The sequence below is a fragment of the Flavobacterium nitrogenifigens genome (assembly GCF_003254565.1).
GTDB lineage: Bacteria > Bacteroidota > Bacteroidia > Flavobacteriales > Flavobacteriaceae > Flavobacterium > Flavobacterium nitrogenifigens.
The window spans coordinates 10778-32821 of sequence record NZ_QJRI01000180.1; the positions used below are offsets into that span (position 1 = coordinate 10778).

The window sequence follows — 22044 nt, forward strand, 5'->3', positions numbered from 1 at the left end:
TGATTAATTTTTTAAATTTTAAATATCTTTTTTAGAAAGCAAGCTGAATACCAAATGATATCGTTTTAGAATAAGGGAAAGTTCTTCCCCATGCCGCTTCAGTTTCATTAATCTCAGGATCTACTGGCAATTTACTGCTTTTCCAAGTTGCTAAGTTTAAGCCAGAAACGTACGGTCTAATTTTATCGATTCCGATTTTTTCGGTAATGCTTTTAGGAAAAGTATATCCAATCGTTACTGATTTTAAACGTAAATAAGACATATCTAATAAATAACGTGACTGTGCCACAAAGTTGTTAGATCCAGGAGCATAAGTTCCAAAAGCATTAGCAGAATGTCCAGGGTACGGATTAGGGAAATACGCATCTGTGTTTTCTGGTGTCCAGTAATCATTCTGGTTTACATACATCGCATCTGTTCTATTGTAGAATGGCAATACTAAATCAGAAGTTGCCCAGTATTCACGTTTACCAACTCCTTGAAAGAAGGCATCAATGTCAAATCCGTATAAAGCACTTCCTAAACGAATACCATATTGGTAACGAGGAGTTGTATTACCAATAACTTTTAAATCTCCCGGTTTAAGAGCTGTTCCATCTCCTCTTGAGATTACACCATCTCCATCTAAATCTTTATACATTACATCTCCAGCGCCAAATTTAAAAGCACCTGTTCTAATGTTTTTATAATCAACACCATTTACGATTAATCCAGTTGCATCAATTTGATCTGTAGTTTGAATCAAACGATCTGTTTCTAATCCCCAGATTTCACCCAATTTTTGACCTGCATAAAAAGATGAAGTAGAGATCAGTTTAGCAGAGTTGTTCCATTCTGTTACTTCAGTAGTATTGTCTGAAAGGGTAAGATCTGCATAAACGCTAATGTTTTGGTTTATTTGTTTGTTAAAGTTAAGAGCAAGCTCCCAACCTTTTGTTCTTAAATTTCCTGAGTTTGTATTGGCAGCAGCCTGACCAAATGAGCCTGGAAGTGTTTTACCTGGAGCCAACATTCCTTTGGTGTCTCTCTGATAATAGTCAAAAGTTAATCCAAGCATATTGAAGATACGAATATCGATACCAATATCCTGAGTAGTTACTTTTTCCCAAGTTAAATTTGGATCAACATTTGATGGCTGATTCACAGTAGGAGGAATGGTTGAACCACTTCCTATCCAATAAGGGTTAGGGTTAGTAGTAACATTAGTCATAACAGGTAAAAAGGCATTGTTCGCAATATTCTGATTTCCAATTGAACCAACAGATCCTCTAATTTTCAAATCATTTAACCAGCTTTTTGTACCTTCCATGAAAGCTTCTTCCGAAATTCTGTATCCAACAGAAGCAGAAGGGAAGAATCCCCATTGCTCATTTGTAGGGAATTTTGACGAACCGTCATAACGTCCGTTTACTTCCAAAAGATATTTTCCTTTGTAGTCATAATTCACACGTGCAAAGAATCCAGCAATAGCGTATCTTGATAAACCAGGATTTAAGATGTCATTAGCCACAAGAGGAGCAGTAAATTGATCACCAATAGCTAGATTAAACTCTGGTTTGGTTTTGTCTAAAAGTGTATTTCTACGAGCATAGGTTCTTTCTTGATCGTACCACTCAGTGTTTAAACCTCCTAATACTTTAAAGTTATGGTTTTCACCTAATGTTTTGGTATAATTTGCATAAATATTGGCTACATTTCTAGTGTAAGATGTTTTGGCTTGCGCAACAAAATCGTTTCCAGTTTCCATAGATGTCGGTTTGCCCGCAACTAAGTCTGCAGCACTTGTCCACCAGTCCCAAAGTGGCACTTGACCACCATTCATTTTAAGGCTTGAAAAATTTGAATTGATACTGTATTCTCCAATAAGATTAAAGTCTTTTGTAATTTGAGCAGTAAGTTTTCCGCTTATCCTCATATCATTTGACTTATTTTCATTTTGAGATGCGTTTGCCATATAACCTGGCGCATGTCTGAAATAGGTACCATTGTAAGTACCATAAGGGAAGTAAGAACCCCAACGCATGTAGTATCCAAAATATCCATTTCCAGCCGTATCAACACCATTGTTATAGTAGTTAAAAGGAGAATTATATTCTTGGAAAGTTCCCAATACTTTAAAATCTCCAGTAAGCCAATTTGTTAATTGAGTAGTCATACCCATATTAAGACTGAATCTTTGATTGGTTTCGGTATTAATTTTCATTACACCATCTTGATTAGCAAGACCTAACGAAACAATAAACGAACTTTTTTCTCCCAAAGAACCTTGAGCTGATAAATTATGAAGCGTTTGTATAGAATTCTTTTTTAGCATTTCATCATGCGGATTCCAGATTCTATAAAAATATTCTCTACCTCCAATCACGTCAAAATCCTCTCCTAAAATCATGTTTTTATTATTAGGATCTCTTGTTGCAGCATATTTTTCCTTCCAGTTAATAATACCTGGCAATAACGTTTTGTAGTTCATACCAAAAGACTCTGGATTGGCATTGCCCGCTCTAGCTTGTGCCTCGATCATTGCAGGAAGCTCTAGTGTAGGATCATTAAATTGAATCAAAGAAATTGGGTTGCTAATACCAGTATTTACGCTATAAGCAAATCGTACTTTGCCTTTTGCATTTTTACCGCTTTTAGTGGTAACTAATATAACTCCAAATGCTGCACGTGCACCATAAATAGAAGCAGAGGCTGCATCTTTAAGGACAGACATCGATTCTACATCTTCTGCATTTAATAAAGAAAGGTCACCTGGAACACCATCAACTAAAATAAGTGGCGATCCTGAAACTTCTCCGTTTACAATAGTTCCTGCTCCACGAATATTAATTTTTGATTGTTTACCGATACTACCAGAATTATAAGTAATATTAAGTCCTGGAGTAGTTCCCTGTAAACCTTTTGTAATATCTGTAACAGGAATGCTTCCTAAAGCTTTTTTAACATCAACTTTAGCAACTGCACCAGTAAGATTTGCTTTCTTTTGTGAAGAGAATCCCACTACAACTACTTCATCTAACTTTGCAGCACTTTCTGACATATCAATGTTGATTTTCTGCTGTCCTTCAACTTTTACTACTGCAGTTTCAAAACCCATGTAGCTAAAGCTAAGGCTTCGTCCAGGAGCAACACTAATGCTGTAGTTTCCATCAAAATCTGTAGTTGTGCCATTTGATGTTCCTTGAATAAGGACACTAACTCCAGGAAGAGGAAAGCCATCCTTCTTGTTTTTTACAGTTCCAGTAACCGTTTTTGCTTGTCCAAATGCTGCTTGAATGCACAAAAACAACACTGAAATAAAGAGTAATTTTTTCATGATTAATCTGGTTTTTTATGGTTGTTGTTGAGCAAATATATCTATTTATTGCGTATAAATGCATTATTTACTGTTTTTTTTCGAAAAAAATTTTGAAAAACGCAAAAAAACGCAAGTTTTAAGGAAAAAATATTTATTGAATTTATTTTAAGAACCTTGTAGATGCATGATTTTGCAGTTTTTAGACTCTTTTCTGATATGGAATGAAATATTTGATATATTTGCGATGAACTTTAACTTTTAAAAAAAATATGCTGAAGGCCGAAAGACATAAATACATAATGACTAAACTTATTGAAGACCAAAAAGTTGTTACCACAGATTTAGCTTTGGCTCTCGATTTGTCTGAAGATACCATAAGAAGAGATTTGAATGAATTGGATAGTAAAAAGCTGTTAGAGAAAGTATATGGCGGCGCGGTTCAGGTTAAAGAAAAATCCGCAAATGTCTTTGATATTGCAATAACGGCAGAAGAACAGAAGAAACAAATCGTAACAAAAGCATTGTCTCTTCTTCATGACGATCAGGTTATTATAATGAGTGGAGGAAGCACCAATCTGGTTTTTGCAAAGTTAATTCCAGCCGATTTGAAAGCTACAATATATACGTATAGTTTACCGATAGCCATGCAGTTGTCTCAGCACCCCAATATCGATTTGATTTTTATTGGTGGAAAAATGCAGAAAAACGCAATGGTAACTATTGGTATGGATGTGATTCAGGTGGTGTCAAAAATTAAAGCCGATATTTGTTTCATTGGTGCCAGCAGCATTAATATCAAGCAAGGCCTTACAGAAGTAGGTTACGAAATCTCAATTGTCAAAAAAGCAATGATAGAAGCTTCTGATAGAGTGGTTTCAATGTTTGCCTCAAATAAATTAAATACCAAAATGCCTCATGGTGTATGTGATCTTACGCAATTGGATACGATTGTAACAGAATTAGATCCAGAAGATGAAAAACTAGATGAATATAGAAAATCTGGAGTCTTTATCTTATAACGTTAAACTTAGTTAGTATATTTTTTGCGTTTTGTTGCGTTATTTTAATTTTATTATGTTAAAAAACGCAAAATAATGTATTTGTATGCTTTTTGTATCTATATTTGTTAAAACTAATTTTATTAGTCAGATATATTTATGAAAATCATTCCTTCGTCTATTTGCCCCTTTTTAGGTGCATTTGAAGAAGTTCAGAGCTTCCAAGAGGAACTTTAATAAATATTGAATTCTAATAAAATTTAGAATGTATTGTTTTTTGCCGAATAGCTTTTAAGCGAAGTGCAGAAATAAAATATGTATTAAAGAACCAAAAGCAACAGAACCAATTAAATGTCCGATTCTCTCCAATTACAAGAATTAGAAACCTCCTTAGAAGGAAACCTTTTTTATGATGACCTTCATAAAAAAATATACGCCACAGATGCCTCTGCTTATAGAATTATGCCGCTTGCTGTGGCTATTCCAAAATCAGAGAATGATATTATAAATATTATCCGGTTTGCTTCAAAAAATAAAATTTCTATAACGCCAAGAACAGCTGGAACTTCACTTGCAGGTCAAACTGTTGGAAGCGGAATTATTGTAGATGTCTCTAAGCATTTTAATAAAATTGTTTCTTTTGATCCTAAACAGAAAACCATAACCGTTCAGCCTGGAGTAATTCGCGATGAATTGAATTTATATTTAAAACCACACGGGCTGTTTTTTGCTCCAACTACATCAACAACCAATAGATGTATGATTGGCGGAATGGTCGGAAATAATTCCTCAGGAACAACTTCGATTCGCTACGGTGTTACCCGAGACAAAATTGTAGAAATAAAAGCCGTTTTAAGTGACGGAACTACAGCAGTATTTAAAGATTTAACTTCTGATGAATTTATCGAGAAAACAAAAGGCGATTCTTTAGAAAATAAAATCTACAAAACGATTTACGAAGAACTTTCAAATAAAGAAAATCAGGAAGAAATCTTAAGAGAATTTCCAAAACCAGAAATTCACAGACGAAATACAGGTTATGCGATTGATGTTCTACTAAAATCGAAACTTTTTTCGGGAACAGAAGATACCATCAATTTAGGAAAACTCCTTTGCGGAAGTGAAGGAACTTTGGCATTTACTACAGAAATCACTCTAAAAGTAGATGATTTGCCGCCAGTAAACAATATTATGGTGGTAGCGCATTTTCATACCATTCAGGAAAGTTTGGAAGCCGTTGTCACTGCAATGAAACATCATTTGTACACCTGCGAAATGATGGATGATACGATATTGGATTGTACTAAAACTAATAGGGAGCAGGCTAAAAACCGATTTTTTATTGTGGGCGAACCAAAAGCAGTTATTATGCTTGAAGTTGGATCGCATATTAGTATGGAAGATGCCGAACTGCAAGCCGATGCATTAATTAAGGATCTTGAAAATAATGGTTTTGGATATGCGTTGCCAAAGATTTACGGAGCCGATATTGACAAAGTAAATGAGGTAAGAAAAGCAGGTCTTGGACTTTTAGGAAGCATTGTGGGCGACGATAAAGCAGCTGATTCTATTGAAGATACAGCGGTTGAATTGAGCGATCTTCCAAATTATATTGCCGATTTTGCAGCGATGATGGAAAGGCACGGACAAAGTGCGATTTATTATGCTCATGCTGGAGCGGGAGAGCTGCATTTGCGTCCGAAGATAAATTTGAAGACAAAAGAAGGTTTGCATCAATTCAGAAATTTATCTACTGAAGTAGCGCATTTGGTGAAAAAATATAGAGGTTCGTTGAGCGGTGAACATGGCGATGGAATTCTGCGTGGAGAGTTTTTGCCGTTTATGATTGGCGATAAAAATTACGAACTGCTGAAACGAGTAAAAAAAGCATTTGATCCAAATACCATTTTGAATGTTGGAAAAATCGTAAACGCTTCGAAAATGGATGAAAATCTTCGTTTTGAAGCGGGAAGAATTGAACCTGAAATAAAAACAATTCAGGATTTCTCGGATAGTTTGGGGGTTTTGCGTGCCGCAGAAAAATGCAACGGTTCGGGCGATTGCCGTAAAATGCCTTCGGCAGGCGGAACTCTTTGTCCAAGTTATCGTGCGACAAGAAATGAAAAAGATACAACACGTGCACGTGCGAATGCTTTACGAGAATATCTGACGAATTCTGAAAAAGAAAATAAATTCGATCACGAAGAATTATATGAGGTTTTTGAATTATGCGTAAGCTGTAAAGCTTGCGCGAGCGAATGTCCAAGTAATGTTGATGTAGCGACTTTAAAAACGGAATTTTTATACCAATACCAAAAAGCAAACGGGTTTTCTTTCCGAAATAAAATTTTTGCTTTCAATTCAAAATTAAATGAATTGGGAAGCATTGCGCCATCAATTACCAATTGGGCATCCAATCTTTCATTCGTTAAAAAGCGTATGGGAATTGCGCCAGAAAGACAAGTGCCTTTATTGGCTCCAAAGACATTTAGAAAATGGTACGAAAAGAATAAAAAACGTAACATAAACAGCTCTTTTGAGAATGGCAGTGTTTATCTCTTCTGCGATGAATTTACCAATTATTATGATGTTTCAGTCGGAATCGACGCGTACGAACTCTTAACAGAATTAGGTTACAGAGTAATTGTAATCGATCATGAAGAAAGCGGAAGAGCTTTTATCTCAAAAGGCTTTTTGGAAGAAGCGCAGGAAATCGCGAACAAAAATGTCAATACTTTTAAAAATATAATTTCTGAAAACACGCCTTTAATCGGAATCGAACCTTCAGCCATATTGACTTTTAGAGATGAATATATCCGATTGGCTGCAGATAAGGAAAGTGCTGAAAAATTAGCCAAAAATACTTTTACAGTCGAAGAGTTTTTCAAAAGAGAAATTGCAAACGGAAAAATTCACGCAGATCAATTTTCTGAAAAAGAGAAAAATATCAAAATTCATGGGCATTGCCATCAAAAATCATTGAGCTCAGTTGAAGCTTCGTTTGCGATGCTGAATGTTCCAAAAAACAATACAGTTACAATTTATAATTCTGGCTGTTGCGGAATGGCGGGTTCATTTGGCTATGAAAAAGAACATTACGAAATCAGTATGAAAATGGGAGAAGATACTTTGTTTCCGAAAATCAGGGCAACAGAATCATCAACCGAAATCGCAGCTGCAGGAACAAGTTGCCGCCACCAGATTTTTGACGGAACCAGCAGAAAGGCTTTACATCCCGTGACTATTTTAAAAGATTGTCTGAAATAATTTTGAGTTTTACTCATGCTCTTCAAAAACATCAATTATGAAAAAAATAATTTATTCGATCTTATTACTGCTTTTCATTTTTACAGCCAAAGCGGCTAAGGTTGATACTTTGCAAGTTTTTAGTTCTTCGATGCAGAAGAATATTAAAACTTGCGTGGTAGTTCCTGACCATTATAAAAAAAGCAAGAAAGCATTTCCAGTTGTTTATCTGCTTCATGGCTACAGCGGAAATTATAGATCTTGGGCAAAAGATTTTAAAGAATTAGGAAAACAAGTGGATCAATACGGTTTTATTGTGGTTGGTGTAGATGGGAATTACTCAAGCTGGTATTTTGATAGTCCTATAGATCCGAGTTTTAAATATGAAACTTATGTGGTAAAAGAATTGGTTCCGTTTATCGATAAACAATACAAAACAATTGCAGACCGTAAAGCAAGAGCCATTTCAGGTTTGAGCATGGGCGGACATGGGGCTTTGTATCTCTCATTCAAACATCAAGACGTATTTGGTGCGGCAGGAAGCATGAGCGGAGGCGTAGATTTTCGTCCGTTTCCTGAAAATTGGGATATCAAAAAAAGATTGGGACCAATTACAGAATTTCCTGAAAATTGGAACAAGAACACCGTTACCAATATGTTAGACTTGGTAAAAGACAATAAATTAAAACTGATTATTGACTGTGGGGTTGATGATTTCTTTATGAAGGTAAACAGAGAACTGCACGCAAAAATGTTAGACCTAAAGATAAATCACGATTATATAGAACGCCCAGGTGAACATAATTTAAAATACTGGGAGAATTCCTTAAAATATCAGCTGCTGTTTTTTTACAATTATTTTAATGATGTCGAAAAAACACAGTAAACGTTAAGTGTGTTGTCATTTTGTTGATTTATGGCAAGACATAAATTTTGGTTGGTTATCCTAACAGGTTTTCAAAACCTGTTAGGTATTTTTTTTAAGGATTAAAAAGATTTTTTACCACAAATTACACAAATTCACACAAATAAATCTGCTAAATCTGCGAGAGTAAAAATAACCACTCCCGATAGCTATCGGGATAAAAGGATTTAAATTTTTTTGTAAATGAAATTGCTCGCAAAGTCATAGAGGCACAAAGAAAAAAATATTTAAAAAAGAAAGACTTTGCGTCTTCGCGCCTTTGCGAGATTAAAAAACAAAACTTTGCGGACATTGCGTAAATCCTTGCGCTCTTTGCGGTTAAGTAATAAAGCAAATTCCATAATAGGAACTGTTTAAAATAAATTATTGTTTAATAAAGAAAAAAGAACCATGAAACAACTATTTTTCAGAATACTATTGCTTTTTGTAATAACGTCTGGATTTTCGCAGAATGCAGAAGAAAAGGGAATTATAAAATTTGTACAACTTACTGACTTGCATGTTTCAGTAGGAAACGACAATGATTTTTTGTTGCAGAATATCGTAAAAGAAATCAACAATTCAGATTTTGAGTTTGCAATTGTAACTGGAGATTTAACCAATCGCGGTGCCGATGATGAGTTAAAACAAGTACATTCGATACTTTCTCAATTGAAGATTCCATATTATGTAATTTCTGGAAATCATGAAACGAACTGGAGTGAAAGCGCTGGTTTGACGTACAAAAAAATATTTGGTGAGGATAGATTCGTTTTTTCAAAAGGGGACTATGTTTTTATTGGCTTTCCATGCGGACCTTATATGAAAATGGGAGATGGCTTTGTGAAACACGAAGATGTACTTTGGCTGGATAAAACCTTAAAAGAAAACCTTAAAAATAATAATAAAAAAGTACTGAATTTTGCTCATTATCCGCTAGATAATAGCGTGAGCAATTATAAAGAATTGCTTTCCGTTTTAGAAAAATATTCAACTGTTGCTACTTTTTGCGGTCACGGACACACTTTAAGAAAATATAATTTCTCTGGTTTGAGTGGTATAATGGGAACTTCGATAACTTCGCTTGACGGAAAAACAAAAAGCTATAATCAGGTAATTATCAGCAAAGACAGTATCAGTATTTATCAAAAAGAAATTGATAAACCGGGAGTTTTTAAATTTTCGGTGCCATCAAAACCTTCCAAAATTGAAATTCCGAAAGATACTGTTGCATTCCAATCTCCTTTCTTAAAAGATATTGCATCTATTTACAGCCTTCCTGCATTCGACAAAAAGAACCTTTATTTTACCAATTCAATTGGCGAAATAAAATCGGTTAATCTGAAAAATAAAAATGTAAATTGGAAAACGAAAACAGGAAATTCGATTTATTTTTCTCCAATAATTGTAAAAAATAATCTGGTTATAGGTACAATAGAAGGAAATCTATTAGGATTTGACACTCAATCAGGAAAACAAAAATGGACAATTCCTGTTGGTGGGGTTTTAGTAGGTTCGCCAATTGTAGAAAATAATAGAGTTTATACAGCGAGTTCTACAGCATTTATTTGTGCAGATGCTGTGACAGGTAAAGTCATTTGGCAGAGTAATTTACCAGCTTCTTATTCGCAGGGAACTCCGTTAATACAAGGCGATAAAATAATTTTTGGAGTTTGGGATTCGTATGTGTATTGTTTGGATAAAAATACAGGAAAACTGATCTGGAAATGGAATAATGGCAACGATAAACAAATTTTATATTCTGCAGGAAATGTCAATATGGTGGCATCAAAAAACAGACTTTATTTTGTTACGCCTCAACGTTTCTTAACCATTTTAGATATTGAAACAGGCAAAACGCTTTTAAGAACTCAAAAATGGAAAATTAGAGAATCAATGGGTAAAAGCCAAGACGGAAAATGGTTTTATGGCAAAACAATGGAGGGAGAACTGGTAAGAGTGCCACTTAATGATGACATTGAATTGACTGAAGAAAATGTTGTAAGCCAAAGCAAAGTACTGGATTTAAAATGGGGCTATGAACATAATCCGGCAGCCATATTAGAAAAAAACAATAAAATATATTTAGGAAGCCGAAAAGGTGAAGTTGTAATTGTTGATGCCACAAAATTTGAAATCATCAAACAAATTAACTTAGGAAGCTCAAGCATAAATGGCTTTACACTTGATGACAAAGGACAAGTTTGGGCATCACTTATTGAAGGAGGGATATTTTTGCTGGAATAATTTTATAATTAAGGTTCAAAGATTCAAAGGCTCAAAGGAACTGAGTTTTTTGTAAAGGCGAACAAAAGCGCTTTTACGATAATTTTAAAATGAAAAAAAACTTTGCGACTCTGCGACTTTGCGAGATTAAAAAAGGACACAACTTAAAACAAAACTTTGCGAACCTTGCGTAAATCTTAGCTCCCGATAGCTATCGGGATTGCGGTTAAAATATTCAACAACAATTAGCTAACCAAAAATACAACCTTATGAAAAGTCTAAAATTACTAATCCTAATACTGCTGATTCAGACCAAAATTTTCAGTCAGCAATCTCCAAAAAGAGAAATGCGCGCTGCTTGGATTTCTACAGTAGAAAATATCGACTGGCCGTCAAAACCGGGATTATCAGATAAAGAAATGAAGAACGAAATGATTGCCATTTTGGATAATCTACGTTCTTACAATATGAATACTGTAATTTTTCAGATTCGTCCGACAGCCGATGCCTATTACAAATCGACAAAAGAACCAGCATCGCATTGGATAACAGGAACTCAGGGCGTTGCACCGGGTTTTGATCCGTTGCAGATGATGATTGATGAAGCAGGAAAGCGCGGAATGAACGTTCATGTGTGGCTTAATCCGTATCGTGTTCAGAAAGACACGGTTAGAGATGTGCTTTCAAAAAATCATTTATATTTTAAAAGACCAGACCTTTTCCTGACGTACGGAAAAACGAGATATTTTAATCCAGGTTTGCAAGAAACTAGAGATTTTGTAGCTTCTGTAGTGGGTGAAATTGTTCGTAAATATGATATTCAGGCTGTTCATATGGATGATTATTTTTATCCGTATAAAATTGAAGGGCAGGAGTTTCCTGATGATAAAGCTTTCGCTAAAGAACCGCGTCAGTTTAAAGACAAAGACGATTGGAGAAGAGATAATGTCGATTTGATTATCAAACAAATTAGAGATACGATTATTGCCAATAAACCAGAAGTCGAATTCGGAATTTCACCTTTTGGAGTATGGAGAAATATTGCCAAAGATTCGCAAGGTTCTAATACCAGAGCAGGAGCAACCAATTATGATGATTTGTATGCTGATATTTTAAAATGGCAGAAAGAAAACTGGATCGATTATGTAACGCCTCAAATATATTGGCACATTGGTTTTGATCGCGCCAATTTTGAAGTTCTGGCAAAATGGTGGGCAGAACATAAATATGGAGCAAATGTTTATGTGGGTCATGGCGATTATAAAATTTCAACTACCGCCAAAGAACCAGAATGGAGAAGTCCAGACCAGATTGTAAAACAAATCGAAATGATTCGTAAAATGCCCCAAATTGATGGTTCAATGCATTTTACCGCTTCGAATTTTCTAAAAAAAGGTGATACGCTGAGAAAACCTCTTATTGAAAAAGAATATAAATATATTGCTCTAACTCCCGAAGCCAACAGAATTACAAGATTAAAACCAGAACCGCCAACAAATGCAGTAATTGCTAAAAAAGGCAATAATGCAGTTTTAACTTGGAAAGCAGCATTAAATGATAAGAAATATGTGATCTATAGATTTCCAAAAGGAAAAATTACCGATTTCTCAAATCCTCAAAATATTTATTATGTGACAACAGCCTTAAAACTGGAAGTTCCGAATGTCGATTTGGAGAAGTACGTTTATGCGCTCACAGCTTTGAGTCAGACTCAGACGGAAAGCAGTCCAATTGAATTTTCAGCAAAATAAAATATAAAAAGAAATGAGAAAAAGTATTCTTCTATTAGCCCTATTTCTAAGTTCACTTAGTATTGTACAAGCCCAAAAATTAGACCTAATTCCGAAACCTGTATCAGTTCAACAAAGTGTAGGGCAATTTGTTTTGCCTTCGCCATTAAAAATTGTTGTCGATAAAAAACTGAAAAACAGCGCTGATTACATCACAGCTGGTTTTTCAAAAAATACTGGAATCAATCCAATTGTTTCGATTGGAAAAAAACACGGAAAAAATAATATTTCATTTTTAGTAGATAAGAAATTGGATCTTCCAAAAGAAGGTTATCAATTGGAAATAAGCGAAAAAGGAATTTTCGTAAAAGGAAAAACAGAAAAAGGTGTTTTAAACGGATTCCAGACTTTACTTCAAATTTGTTCTGCAAAAGATGTTAAAAAAGGAACCGTTCCTTTTGTAAAAATAGAAGATTATCCTCGTTTTGACTGGCGCGGAATGATGCTCGATTGTTCAAGACAATTCTTCGATAAACAAACCGTAAAAAATTATATCGATTGGTTGGCAGCTCATAAAATGAATGTTTTTCATTGGCATTTAACTGACGATAACGGCTGGAGAATCGAAATCAAATCGTTGCCAGATTTGACTTTAAAAGGTGCTTGGCGAGGTCCAGGAGAAGTTTTGCTTCCATCTTATGGTTCTGGAGACAAACGTTACGGAGGTTTTTATACGCAAGAAGATATTAAAAAAGTAGTGGCTTATGCTGCCGATCGCGGTATTTCTGTAATGCCAGAAATTGAAATTCCGGGGCATTCTCGTGCCGTAACAGCTTCTTATCCAGAAGTGGGTTGCGCAATAACGCAGGAACTTAAAAGTGTTCAAGGCGAAGTGAAAAATGTTTGGTGTGTAGGACGCGAAGAAAATTATGATCTTCTGGATTCAATCATTAGAGAAGTTTCGGGATTATTTCCTTTCGAATATATTCATGTGGCGGGAGATGAAGTCAATCGCGCCAATTGGGAACATTGTCCAAAATGCCAAGCTTTAATGGTAAAGGAAGGATTTACAGACAGTTTCCAGCTTCAAAATTATTTCTTTAAAAGAGTACAGAAAATTGTAGACAAATACCATAAAAAAACAGATGGATGGAATGAAATTCTGAAAGGTGGAGAAATCGATCCAAATACTTTGATTTCTGCTTGGCAGGGAATTAGTTACGGAATTGAATCGGCAAAAAAAGGATATAAAACCATCATGATGCCAGGACAGTTTACGTATTACGATATGGCGCAATCTGAAACAGAACGCGGTCATCGTTGGGCAGCAATTACGGATACAAAAAGAGCGTATTCGTTTGAACCAATTCCTGATGCTGATTTAACTCCCGAAGAACAGAAAAATATAATTGGAGTTCAAGGTGCTTTGTGGAGCGAATATTTAGATCGTCCTGCAAGAATTATGGAATACCAAAGTTATCCGAGAATCAGTGCGCTGTCTGAAATTGGATGGTCTAAAAAAGAAGATAAAAACTGGGATGATTTTTATGGAAGATTAACCAACAGCCATTTGAAAAGATTGGCTGATATGGGAATTGCTTTCAGAGATTTTCCTCCAACAGCGATTTATAAAAACGGAACTATTACTGTAACTCCGCCTTATGAAGGTGCCGTTGTACGATTTGATAAAGATGGAAATGAGCCAACAAGACAATCACCTTTGTATACTGGGCCAATTCAGACGAAAGATTATGAAAAATATATGTTTAGAGTATTTTTTAATGAGTATGTAGCAAGTCCTGCGGTGAAAGCTGAAAAATTGCCTGTAGCCAATTGGAATTCTTCAAAAGCAGAAGTTTTGACTATTTCTGAAAATATCTCAGATCATGTAGATAAAAAAGGCATTTGGTATCTAAGTTTTACTCCGACAGATGATGGAACAAATGGAACAATCAAAAATGTTTCACTTTTTGAAAATGATAAATTAGTGCAGACTTATGCAGACGAAAAAGCATTAAAATCAAAACCTCGCTTGAGATTTTTGATTGATAATTACAACGAAAAATATACGTATAGATTAGATTTTACAGTCGAAAATAAAGAAGAGAAAAAATCTGCAGCAAATGTAAAATTCAACTGTTCTCCTTATCAGGAACCAGAAGTAAAAGTGACTTCATCGATGGCAGAAAATCCGAAGTTTCCAATTTCGAATCTGCAAGATTATAATGAAGAATCATATTTGCGTACCGATGTCGCTTGCAAAGATGGCGATTGGATTTTATATACTTTTACTAATCCTGTAACTTCTTCTAAAATTGATGTTTTAACTGGAATTCCGCATCACCCGAGATTTATCATTAACAATGGTTTTGTGGAGTATTCGTATAACGGAACCGATTTCATAAAAGGCGATGATTTCGACTACGGAAATGCATCCATTTATCCGAAACAGCCTGTAAAAGCAGTTAGAATACAAATTACAGGAACCAATAATGAGCCTTTGATGGCAGGACAGGACTTAAAAATTAATCCATAATACTATGAAAAATATTGGCATCAAAATTTTAATGGTTTCCTTGATTTTTTTAGGAATAAATGGTTATGCTCAGGAAAACTCAAAACAACCAGATGGTTTAGAACGCAATGAAGCTTACATCGATTCGATGATGACAAATGCGCTTGAAAAAGGCTTTTTCCCAGGAGCGCAAATCATTGTTGGTACAATGGATTTTAATTTGATTTATAAAAACTACGGCTATCATGATTACACCAAAAAGCAATTAGTAAAATCAGATGACGTTTTTGATTTGGCTTCAATGTCTAAAGTTCTTGGCGCAACACTTGTAACAATGCGTTTGGTCGGCGATGGAAAAATTAAATTGACAGATCAAGTTGGGGAAATTGTTCCAATGTACAAAAACACAGCGATTTCCGATTTAACGCTTTTTGAGCTCTTAACGCATACTTCCGGATTAACGCCAAGTATCACTTTTTATCAAGCATTGCTTTCTACGCCAGACAATTCGCCTTTTTTGAGTAATCAAAAATCGGAACAATATGTTGAGCCTTTTGATAATATGTATGTAAATAAAAACATTGTTTACGATTCTAAATATTTGGTTTTTGAGCCAAAAGAAAATTGGGTTCAGATTTATAAAAACATGTGGCTCAATCCAGAATTTTATCCGTCGGTTTATGAAAGGATTGCGAAAGCGAATACAAATCCGAGAGGGAAATATTTGTACAGCGATTTAAATCTTCTTTTGGTAAAACAAATGATTGAAACCAAAACAGGAAAAAAACTCGATCAGTTTACCAATGAAATTTATAAAGAATTAGGCATTTCAAAAATTGGATATAATCCGCTAAAATGGACTTCGATCGAAAATGTAATGCCAACTGAAGTAGATCATTTTTTCAGAAAAGATACCGTAAAAGGTTATGTACACGATGAGGCGGCGGCCATTTTTGGTGGCGTTTCAGGAAATGCAGGTTTGTTTGCCAATGCAGAATCGATTGCCGTTATCTGCAAAATGCTAATGAACAACGGAAATTATAAAGGAAAACAAATTCTAAAAGCCAAAGTCGTAAAAGAGTTTACAGATTCTCCGCTTGCAAAAGAAGGAATTTATCGCGGTTTAGGTTTTGATAAAAGAAAACCAGACGAGTTTTTTACAAAAGATGATTTTGGACATACGGGTTTTACAGGAACTTTTTTCTTTATGAATAGAAATACAAACCGATTTTTAATTATTCTGACGAATAGAGTTAATCCAACAAGAACAAACCGGTTAATGTACAAAGACGATTTTAGTGCTAAAATCTGGAAGCAAATTAATAAATAAAAGTTTGCCACGAATTACACGAATTTCCACGAATTAATTTTCTCAATCTGTAAGGAAAGTTTAGCCACTCCTGATAGCTATCGGGATAAATAGATTAAGTGATTTTATTTTACGTAAAGTATATGAAAAAAAATTAGTGAAAATTTGTGTAATTCGTGGCAAAATAAAAAAGAAATCTGTGGGAATCCTTTTAATCTGTGGCAAAAAATAAGCGTGATAAAAAAAACTAATCATAATCAGATTGAGGCTGGAATTTCAGAAGAAGAAATCAGAAACAGTTAGAAAGAAAGTTTCGTTGCATTAAAAAAATGCGTGCTAAATATTTGATTTATAAGTAATATCTCTCACTTTTGCTTAATTTTTGGCAAAATAGATCATTAATTCATCCGGACTAGTTATAATTACAAAACTGGTATGCTTTATTGGTACGGTAAGCAATTACTTTTGCCAAAAAAAATAAAAACCAAAATGAAAAAGATCTATTTTGCTGCCTTTGCAGTAATTTGTACCAATTTTTACGCACAGACAAAAAAAGATTCCATCAACCAAATGGATGAAGTCATTATTAATGAAGGCCGTTTTAATACACCAATTTCTAAACAAAACAGAAATGTATATGTTATTTCGAGCGAAACCATTAAAAAACTGCCAGGAAGAACATTGCAAGAAGTATTGCAATATGCCAACGGAGTAGATATCAGACAAAGAGGACCATTCGGAACTCAAGCCGACATCAGTGTTGACGGTGGAAGTTTTGAGCAGACTGTTGTTTTATTAAACGGAGCAAAAGTAATCGATTCGCAAACGGCTCATAATATGTTGAACCTACCTCTTCCGGTTGAAGCAATTGAAAGAATCGAAGTGGTTCGCGGACCAGCAGCAAGAATTTACGGAATTAACAGTTTAACAGGAGCCATTAATATTATTACCAAAAAACCAACCGATTCTGGATTTATGGTAAGCACTTATGCAGGATCAAATTTCGAAAAAGATACTCAAGATACCGGTGATACTTTTTACGGAGCAGGAGTTCAGGCTGGAGCTGTTTTAGGAAAAGAAAAACAGCAGCATATTCTTTTTGCTTCGCATGATAAAAGCAACGGATACCGTTATAACACAGCATTCGAAAACAACAAAATTTTCTACCAAGGAAATGTTCAGATCAATGATAAAAATGAAATTTTAGGTTCTGCAGGTTATATCAAAAACGGATTTGGAGCAAACGGATTTTACGCTGCACCTGGAGATAAAAACTCAACAGAAATTGTTCAGACTACATTTGGTAATCTTCAGTCAAATCATCAAATTACAGATAGTTGGAAAATTATGCCGAGAATAACCTATCGCTACAATTATGATGATTACCGTTATTTAGGAAATTCAAATCTGGCAGTTGGAAGAAGTCAGCATTATACCAATTCTATTGCGGGAGAATTAAACTCTACAGTTAAATTATCTAAAGGAGAAATTGGTTTTGGAGCTGAATTTAGAAACGAAAACATCCACTCTTCAAACATTGGAGATCACGATCGCGAAAATGTGGGACTTTATGCAGAATACAGAAGAAGTTTTACTGAAAAATTGGATGTAAATATCGGAACATATTTAAACTACAATTCAGATTACAAATGGCAGATTTATCCAGGAATCGATGCTAGTTATGCTATTACAGATGCATTTAAAATTATTGGTAATGTAGGAACAAGCCAAAGAATTCCATCTTTTACAGATTTATATTTGAAACAAACAGGAAATGTTGGAAACCCTGATTTAGATTCAGAAAATGCTTTTCAAAGTGAAGTTGGTTTCAAATACAACAAAAGAGCTTTGAGTTTGAATGCGAATTATTTCTACAGAAAAATCGACAATTACATCGACTGGATGCGTAATGCTACAAATGTGCCTTGGCAAAGTCAGAACAAAGGAGATTTAAACACAAACGGAATCAATTTACGCGGAAATTACAGATTTGATTTCTCTAAAGATTCTAAATTAAGTATTCTATTGGCTTACACATATTTAGATTCAGAATTCAATAGCACGCGTACAGAAACGTATTCAAAATATGCAATTTCGTCATTAAAACACCAAATTACCAATACAATAGATTATCAGTTTAAAAACTTATCTGTAATGTTTGCCACTCGTTTTAACGAAAGAATTACAGGTCCTTCTTATTGGGTAAATGATTTTAGAGTAAGTCAGGCAATTAATAAATTCACTATTTTCTTAGATGGGCAGAATATTTTTAATGCAACTTATTATGAGGTAGGAGCAGTTCCATTGCCATCACGCTGGTTTACTTTGGGGGTAAAACTGGTTACTTTTTAAAGAGAATTTTTTTCAGAACTTTAGATTGTTAGAAACAGCCTGTAAGCTTTATGTTTGCAGGCTGTTTTGTTTTTGCATTAATTAAATAAAGACTCTTTTCTAAAATGTTAATTTTTGTTTAAATTAAGAAATCATATAAACTTTTTTAAAAATGATATAATAATTTTATGGTTTAATTTGTTGAATTTTACTGAATTACGAATGAAATGATAATCAGCTTTTAATTTTAAGAAAGTGTAAACCAGAAAAAAAATGGACAGAAGAAATAATCAAAACGATTTATCCCAAGAAAGTGTAGATCGTACTCAGGAGGCAAATTGGGATCCAATTTTAGGATATCATATGTATTTTCCGCATGAAGAAAGTATAGATGAAGATTTAAAAGAAAGAAACGACGCTGTTCAAAAACCTAACACTGGTGATTGGGGAGATGATAGTGATTACGAAGAGCTAAGGCATAAAAAGAGTTCTGGTATGAATATTAGTACTTTTGGAAATGAAGATACAAAAACAGATTGATAGTAAAAGAGCGGAAATTTTCCGCTCTTTTGCATATTATGAAGCTACAGTGCGAATCTTTAATTCTAATAAAAACTGAATTTTAAATGATTCTGATTTTTTGAAATCAAAGAATTTGTAGGAGGATTTATATTGATATTTAATTTTTATGAAATCACATTGAATAATGTTTATAGTAAATGCCTTTTTATTTATATTTGAGAAGGAATTTAACAAATTTGAGTGTATTTTATAAAATTAAACAGCATTAAAAATTATTTTCACTCAGTAGATGATGGAGTTAATAAATAATTTAGATCTTCTAAAAACCGCTTTTAATGCTGCGCCAAATGGTATTGCAGTTTTAAAATCTTTGTATACTACTAAAAATAAGATTGAAGATTTTTCGGTGTTGCTGTTTAATGATTATTTTATAAACTGGATCAATAACGAAGACTACAAAGAAAAAAGATTCAGTAAAGTTTTTTCTAAAATAGGAGGAAACACAATTCTCGAAAAATGTATTGAAACCGCAGAAACAGGAATTACATCTCATTTTGAGCAATGCTATGACGATGAAAGAGGAAACCATTGGTTAAAATTTACAGCGGTTATGCAAGACGAACTAGTGGTGGTGACAATGGAAGACATTACCGAAAAGAAGCATGCTGAAAATGAACTCAATAATGCATTAATTGAAGCTGAAAAACAAAAAAGACTTTACAATTCTATAATAAACGGAACTCCCGATTTGGTTTATGTATTTGATCTGGATTATAAGTTTACTTATGCCAATAAAGCTCTATTGACAATGTGGGGTAAATCGGCTGAGGAGGCTATAGGACGCGGATTAATAGAAAACGGATATGAAGATTGGCATGCCGAAATGCACGAAAAGGAAATAGATACCGTAGTGGCTGAAAAAAAAGCTATTAGAGGAACTGTTTCTTTTCCGCATGCAGAACTCGGAAGAAGAATTTACGATTATATTTTTGTTCCAGTTTTTAATGAAAAAGGAGAAGTCGAACTTGTGGTTGGAACTACAAGGGATATTACTGAAAGTAAACAGGCAGAAGAAAAACTGCAGCAAAGTGAAAGCCGTTTTCGCAAAATGATTCATCAGACGCCGGCTCCAACTTTGGTGTTAAAAGGTGACGATTTAATTATTGAGCAGATAAATAAACAGATGCTGCAAATGATTGGCCGTGGTGAGGAAATTATTGGCATGCGATTGATTGATGTGCTGCCTGAGCTTGAAGGCCAATATGTATGGGAGCAGGTTTTAAAGGTTTATAACGAAGGAATCCCTTTTGATCAAAGTGAAGTTCTTGTGCCGCACAATCGAACGGGAGAATTAAAAAACTATTATTATAATTTAACGTATCGACCTTTAATTGAAGAAGGACAGATAACAGGAATGATACAAGTGGCGGTTGAGGTTACTGAACAAGTTGAAGCCCGTCAGAAAATGGAAAAAAGCGAAAACCGTTTTCGAGCTTTAGTCAATGCATCGTCTGATTTGGTTTATCGTATGGATGCCGATTGGATGGTGATGCAAAGTCTTGAAGGAGGAGGAAGGCTTTCTGGCACTGGTGGCCATAGCGTCAATTGGCTAGATAAATTTGTTCATCCTAGCGATTTGGAACAAGCAGTTCATCTGATTTCTAAATCTATCGTAGAGAAAAGCATTTTTGAAATGGAACACAGAATTATTAAAGAAGATGATTCTGTACGATGGGTTTTCTCCAGAGTGGTTCCAATATTAGATGAAAAAGAAAAAATTGTAGAATGGTTTGGCGCTGCTAGTGATATTACTTCACAAAAAGAACTTCAAAATGTTATTGCAGAAAGCGAAGAGAAATTTAGACAGCTTGCAGATTTGGTGCCGCAAATTATCTGGACCGCACAACCCGATGGATTTGTAGATTATTTCAACAGCAGATGGTATGAGTACACTGATCTTAACGAGCATGAATTTGGCGATTCAAGTTGGGTTCCAGCGCTCCATCCTGACGATGTTTACGATGTTTTAAGAACTTGGTACCAAAGCGTTAATGCGGGTTCTTCTTATCAAATGGAATTTCGTTTAAAAAATGGAATTTCGAAAGAATACCATTGGTTTTTGAGTAAAGCACTTCCTATTAGAGATAAAGAAGGAATCATTACCAATTGGTTTGGTACCTGCACCGATATTCATGAACAAAAATCGATTACCGAAAAGCTGGAAATCTTGGTGGCGGACCGCACCAAAGAACTCCAACGTTCAAATGATGATTTACAGCAATTTGCCCATGTTGCGTCCCACGATTTAAAAGAACCCGTTAGAAAAATAAAAACATTTGTAAGCCGTTTAGAAAACCATCTTGAAAATCAGCTGGATGAATCGACAACGAGATATGTTGAAAGAATTCATGTAGCGGCCGACCGAATGTTTACTATGATTGATGGTGTGCTTGCCTATTCTAAAATCAATGCCGACTCGCAAAAAGCAACAATCGTTGATCTTAATGAAGTCATAAAAAGCATAGAAACCGATCTGGAAATTTCACTTCAAAAAACAGGCGGAAATATTTATTATCAAGAACTTCCTGTTATTGAAGGAGCTTCCGTGCTGCTCTATCAGCTATTTTATAATCTGATAAACAATTCTATTAAATTTGCTAAAGAAAATGTTCCGCCACTGATTACCATTAATGCAAAAGAACAAATTGAAGGCGGTAGAAGGACAGCTGTAATTACGGTAGAAGACAACGGAATTGGGTTTGATCTTGATCAGACTGGACGCATTTTTGAAACTTTTACCCGTCTAAACTCTAAAGACCGTTATGAAGGAACGGGCTTAGGATTATCTCTTTGTAAAAAAATAGCAGAACGTCATGGAGGAAACATTACCGCAACCGGAATTGCTGATAAAGGAGCTGTTTTTAGTATTACACTGCCATTTGAACAAAGAGAAAAAGATATTTAA

Annotated in this window: 11 protein-coding genes; 10 read left to right on the forward strand and 1 reads right to left on the reverse strand. The window is 34.6% G+C overall.

Features of this window, described 5'->3' with window-relative positions:
• Positions 1-31: 31 nt before the first annotated feature.
• Positions 32-3316, reverse strand: a complete 3285-nt coding sequence (locus DM397_RS18675; RefSeq protein ID WP_111378980.1) for a SusC/RagA family TonB-linked outer membrane protein — start codon at positions 3314-3316, stop codon at positions 32-34.
• Positions 3317-3567: 251 nt separating this feature from the next.
• Here DM397_RS18675 and DM397_RS18680 point away from each other — a divergent pair, with 251 nt between their 5' ends.
• The 10 genes from DM397_RS18680 (at position 3568) to DM397_RS18725 (ending at position 22044) form a co-directional block, all read left to right on the forward strand.
• Entirely contained in the window at positions 3568-4317 is a 750-nt protein-coding gene (locus tag DM397_RS18680) for a DeoR/GlpR family DNA-binding transcription regulator (protein WP_111378981.1), read from the forward strand.
• Positions 4318-4647: 330 nt separating this feature from the next.
• Complete coding sequence (locus tag DM397_RS18685) at positions 4648-7563, forward strand: FAD-binding and (Fe-S)-binding domain-containing protein (protein ID WP_111378982.1); 2916 nt, start codon at positions 4648-4650, stop codon at positions 7561-7563.
• A 37-nt stretch (positions 7564-7600) separates the two neighbouring features.
• Entirely contained in the window at positions 7601-8428 is an 828-nt protein-coding gene (locus tag DM397_RS18690) for an alpha/beta hydrolase (RefSeq protein ID WP_111378983.1), read from the forward strand.
• A gap of 429 nt (positions 8429-8857) precedes the next feature.
• A complete protein-coding gene (locus tag DM397_RS18695; protein ID WP_111378984.1) occupies positions 8858-10693 on the forward strand; it encodes an outer membrane protein assembly factor BamB family protein in 1836 nt (611 codons plus the stop codon).
• A gap of 248 nt (positions 10694-10941) precedes the next feature.
• Positions 10942-12423 (forward strand): glycoside hydrolase family 10 protein, encoded by a 1482-nt coding sequence (locus DM397_RS18700; protein WP_111378985.1) that lies wholly within the window; start codon positions 10942-10944, stop codon positions 12421-12423.
• Positions 12424-12436: 13 nt separating this feature from the next.
• Positions 12437-14938 (forward strand): beta-N-acetylhexosaminidase, encoded by a 2502-nt coding sequence (locus DM397_RS18705; RefSeq protein WP_111378986.1) that lies wholly within the window; start codon positions 12437-12439, stop codon positions 14936-14938.
• Between the two features lie 4 nt (positions 14939-14942).
• Complete coding sequence (locus DM397_RS18710; protein ID WP_111378987.1) at positions 14943-16247, forward strand: serine hydrolase domain-containing protein; 1305 nt, start codon at positions 14943-14945, stop codon at positions 16245-16247.
• Positions 16248-16715: 468 nt separating this feature from the next.
• Positions 16716-18578 carry a TonB-dependent receptor plug domain-containing protein gene (locus DM397_RS18715; protein ID WP_111378988.1) on the forward strand — a complete coding sequence of 621 codons (1863 nt, stop codon included), beginning with the start codon at positions 16716-16718 and terminating at the stop codon, positions 18576-18578.
• 252 nt (positions 18579-18830) lie between these two features.
• A complete protein-coding gene (locus DM397_RS18720; RefSeq protein WP_111378989.1) occupies positions 18831-19097 on the forward strand; it encodes a hypothetical protein in 267 nt (88 codons plus the stop codon).
• Positions 19098-19368: 271 nt separating this feature from the next.
• Positions 19369-22044, forward strand: a complete 2676-nt coding sequence (locus DM397_RS18725; protein ID WP_239457880.1) for a PAS domain-containing sensor histidine kinase — start codon at positions 19369-19371, stop codon at positions 22042-22044.

Excerpts from the sequence above, each read along its gene's own strand:
- DM397_RS18725 (WP_239457880.1), top strand. The coding sequence starts at position 19,369 with ATGATGGAGTTAATAAATAATTTAGATCTTCTAAAAACCGCTTTTAAT.
- DM397_RS18675 (WP_111378980.1), bottom strand. The coding sequence starts at position 3,316 with ATGAAAAAATTACTCTTTATTTCAGTGTTGTTTTTGTGCATTCAAGCA.
- DM397_RS18720 (WP_111378989.1), top strand. The coding sequence starts at position 18,831 with ATGGACAGAAGAAATAATCAAAACGATTTATCCCAAGAAAGTGTAGAT.
- DM397_RS18710 (WP_111378987.1), top strand. The coding sequence starts at position 14,943 with ATGAAAAATATTGGCATCAAAATTTTAATGGTTTCCTTGATTTTTTTA.
- DM397_RS18700 (WP_111378985.1), top strand. The coding sequence starts at position 10,942 with ATGAAAAGTCTAAAATTACTAATCCTAATACTGCTGATTCAGACCAAA.
- DM397_RS18680 (WP_111378981.1), top strand. The coding sequence starts at position 3,568 with ATGCTGAAGGCCGAAAGACATAAATACATAATGACTAAACTTATTGAA.
- DM397_RS18705 (WP_111378986.1), top strand. The coding sequence starts at position 12,437 with ATGAGAAAAAGTATTCTTCTATTAGCCCTATTTCTAAGTTCACTTAGT.
- DM397_RS18690 (WP_111378983.1), top strand. The coding sequence starts at position 7,601 with ATGAAAAAAATAATTTATTCGATCTTATTACTGCTTTTCATTTTTACA.
- DM397_RS18695 (WP_111378984.1), top strand. The coding sequence starts at position 8,858 with ATGAAACAACTATTTTTCAGAATACTATTGCTTTTTGTAATAACGTCT.
- DM397_RS18685 (WP_111378982.1), top strand. The coding sequence starts at position 4,648 with ATGTCCGATTCTCTCCAATTACAAGAATTAGAAACCTCCTTAGAAGGA.
- DM397_RS18715 (WP_111378988.1), top strand. The coding sequence starts at position 16,716 with ATGAAAAAGATCTATTTTGCTGCCTTTGCAGTAATTTGTACCAATTTT.